We start from the raw sequence: 2,452 nt of genomic DNA on the forward strand, positions 1-2,452 counted from the left end.
GCCGACACCTGGTGACATCAGTTCTCAAGGTAGCAGTAAAAAAATGGCGGGCACAGGGCCCGCCATTTTCATCAATGGGATCGCGAGAGCGATCAGCTGGCCTTTTCGCTGGCAATCCAGTTGTCGACGCGCTTTTCCAGCAGCGGCAACGGCAGCGCGCCGCCACCCAGCACGGTATCGTGGAACCGGCGGATGTCGAACTGATCTCCCAGCTCCTGCTGCGCCTTGTCGCGCAGCTCGAGGATTTTCAGCATACCGATTTTGTAGGAGGTGGCCTGGCCCGGCAGGGTCAGGTAGCGACGCACCTCGGAGCGCACCGCGCCCTCGGGGACGGCGGAGTTATCCAGGAAGTACTCCACCGCCTGTTCCTGGCTCCAGCCCTTGGCGTGCATACCGGTATCCACCACCAGGCGGATGGCGCGCCACATTTCCGCGGTCAGGCGGCCGAAGTCCTTGTAGGGATCCTGGAACTGTCCCATCTGCTTGGCCAAGGCTTCCGAGTAAAGCGCCCAACCCTCACTGTAGGGTGTGAAGCGCGCCTGGGTGCGGAATTGCGGGATGCCTTCCAGTTCCTGGGCGATGGAAATCTGCATATGGTGACCGGGGATGGCCTCGTGATAGGCGGTGGTTTCCATATCGGTGGAAGACAGCGCGCTCATATCGGACATGTGCACATAGTAGGTACCAGGGCGGGAACCGTCAGGCGTACCCGGCTGATAGTGCTGGGCGCCGCCGGGCACTTCGCGGAAGGCCTCCACGCGTTTCACTTCGAGCCCTGCCTTGGGCAGGATGCCGAAGTATTCCGGCAGTTTTTTGTGGATGGCATCGATAAAGCCCCGGGTATCGTCCAGGTATCCCTTGCGACCCTCATCGGTGTTCGGGTAGTAGAACTGGTCATCGGTGCGAATAAAGGCAAAGAACTCCTGCAGGTCGCCGTCAAAACCCACCTTTTCCTTGATCGCTTCCATTTCCTTGCGGATGCGCGCCACCTCGTCGAGGCCGATCTGGTGCACTTCTTCTGCTGTCAGCGGCAGGGTGGTGTAGTTGGCCAGGCGGTTGCTGTAGAACGCCTCGCCATCGGGTAGTTCAGAAACGCCCTTGGCCTCCTCGCCGGCGTTGGTACGATCTTCCTGCAACCAGGCGATGTAGGCGTCGTAGGAAGGCTTGAGCTGTTCCTTCAGCGCCTTGTTGACGCCCGCCAGCAGCTCCTCTGCGGTCTTGTCGTCGATCTTGCCGCCTTTCTTGAGGGCTTCGATCTTGCCCTTGGCATCTGCCAGCAGCGGCGCATCGTCGCCGTCGGAGAACGGCTGGCCGCTGGTTACCTTCTGCGCGCGCTCGATGGCGAGGTCGTAGGCGAAGCGCGGTGGACGGATGCCTTTTGCCGCGGATCCCTGGGCGCGCTCCAGCAGCTGGCCGAGGGCGGTGCTGATACCACCGAGGCGGGCGATATATGCGCGCATGTCTTCCTCGGTATCCACCTTGTGCTGGTTGATCATAAAGGTCGGCAGTTGCGCTTCCGGGCCGCCGAGCTCACCGGCAAAATAACCGTGATCCCAGAAGGGCTTGCCGGCCTTTGCCTGCTCGTACTGGAAAATCCACAGGTCGTAGGTTTCCTTGCCGATGGTATCCAGCTTGTCGTAATCGAACTTCTCCTGCATCTCGGCGACGGTTTTTGCCTTCCAGTCCAGTTCGCGCTGGTCCGCCGCCCTGGTCATATCGTCGATCTTGTCGTACTGCTCCTTGCGACCCAGGTAGCTGAGCTGCATCGGGCTGAACTGCAGTTGCTCCTCATAGCGCTCATCCAGCCACTTGCCGAGGCGCTCGGTTTCTGCGGCCTGATCCTGAGCAACCTGCTCACCACCGGCCTGGTCCACCGCCTGCACGGCACTGACATCCGCCTGCGGCTCCGGCTTTTTGGGTTCTTCGCTCTGCTGACAGCCGGCGATGACCGACGCTATCACCACGCTCAGGAGTACTTTACGCATAGATTTACCTCGTTGATGGACAATAAATAAGGGAATTAAAGATTAAACGTTTGGCAGCGGGCGCTTTCCCCTGGCACCCGCCTCCAACTACTCAACGCCGACTTTTTCCAGCGATGCTTTCTCAGACTGATTGATAATATGCAGCTCGCGCTGCGGGAAAGGGATACTGAGACCCTTTGCTTCCAGCGCGGGCTTCAGCTGCTTCATCAGGTCCCAGTACACATCCCAGTAATCGTCGGTCTTGGTCCAGGCGCGCAGGTGCAGGTTGACGGAGCTGTCCGCCAGGGCACGCACCGCGAATGCGGGCTCGGGATCGGCGAGGATACGCGGTTCATCCGCCACCAGCTGGCGCAGCACGCTCATGCCGGTCTCGATATCGTCGCCGTAGGCAATGCTGGCCACTATCTCGATACGACGGGAGGCATTGCGGGTGAAATTGGTGAGGGTTTCCCCCCAGACCTTGTCAT

At 60.2% G+C, this 2,452-nt stretch carries 2 protein-coding genes; both read right to left on the bottom strand.

Going from position 1 to position 2,452, the window contains the following annotated elements:
• Window positions 1-92: 92 nt before the first annotated feature.
• Window positions 93-1,985 carry a DUF885 family protein gene (locus QZ511_RS16640; protein WP_295804250.1) on the bottom strand — a complete coding sequence of 631 codons (1,893 nt, stop codon included), beginning with the start codon at window positions 1,983-1,985 and terminating at the stop codon, window positions 93-95.
• An 87-nt stretch (window positions 1,986-2,072) separates the two neighbouring features.
• Window positions 2,073-2,452, bottom strand: a 380-nt coding sequence (locus tag QZ511_RS16645) for a mechanosensitive ion channel family protein (RefSeq protein WP_295804251.1), incomplete at its 5' end; no start/stop codon positions are given.

The organism is uncultured Microbulbifer sp., from assembly GCF_913055755.1.
Classification (GTDB): domain Bacteria; phylum Pseudomonadota; class Gammaproteobacteria; order Pseudomonadales; family Cellvibrionaceae; genus Microbulbifer.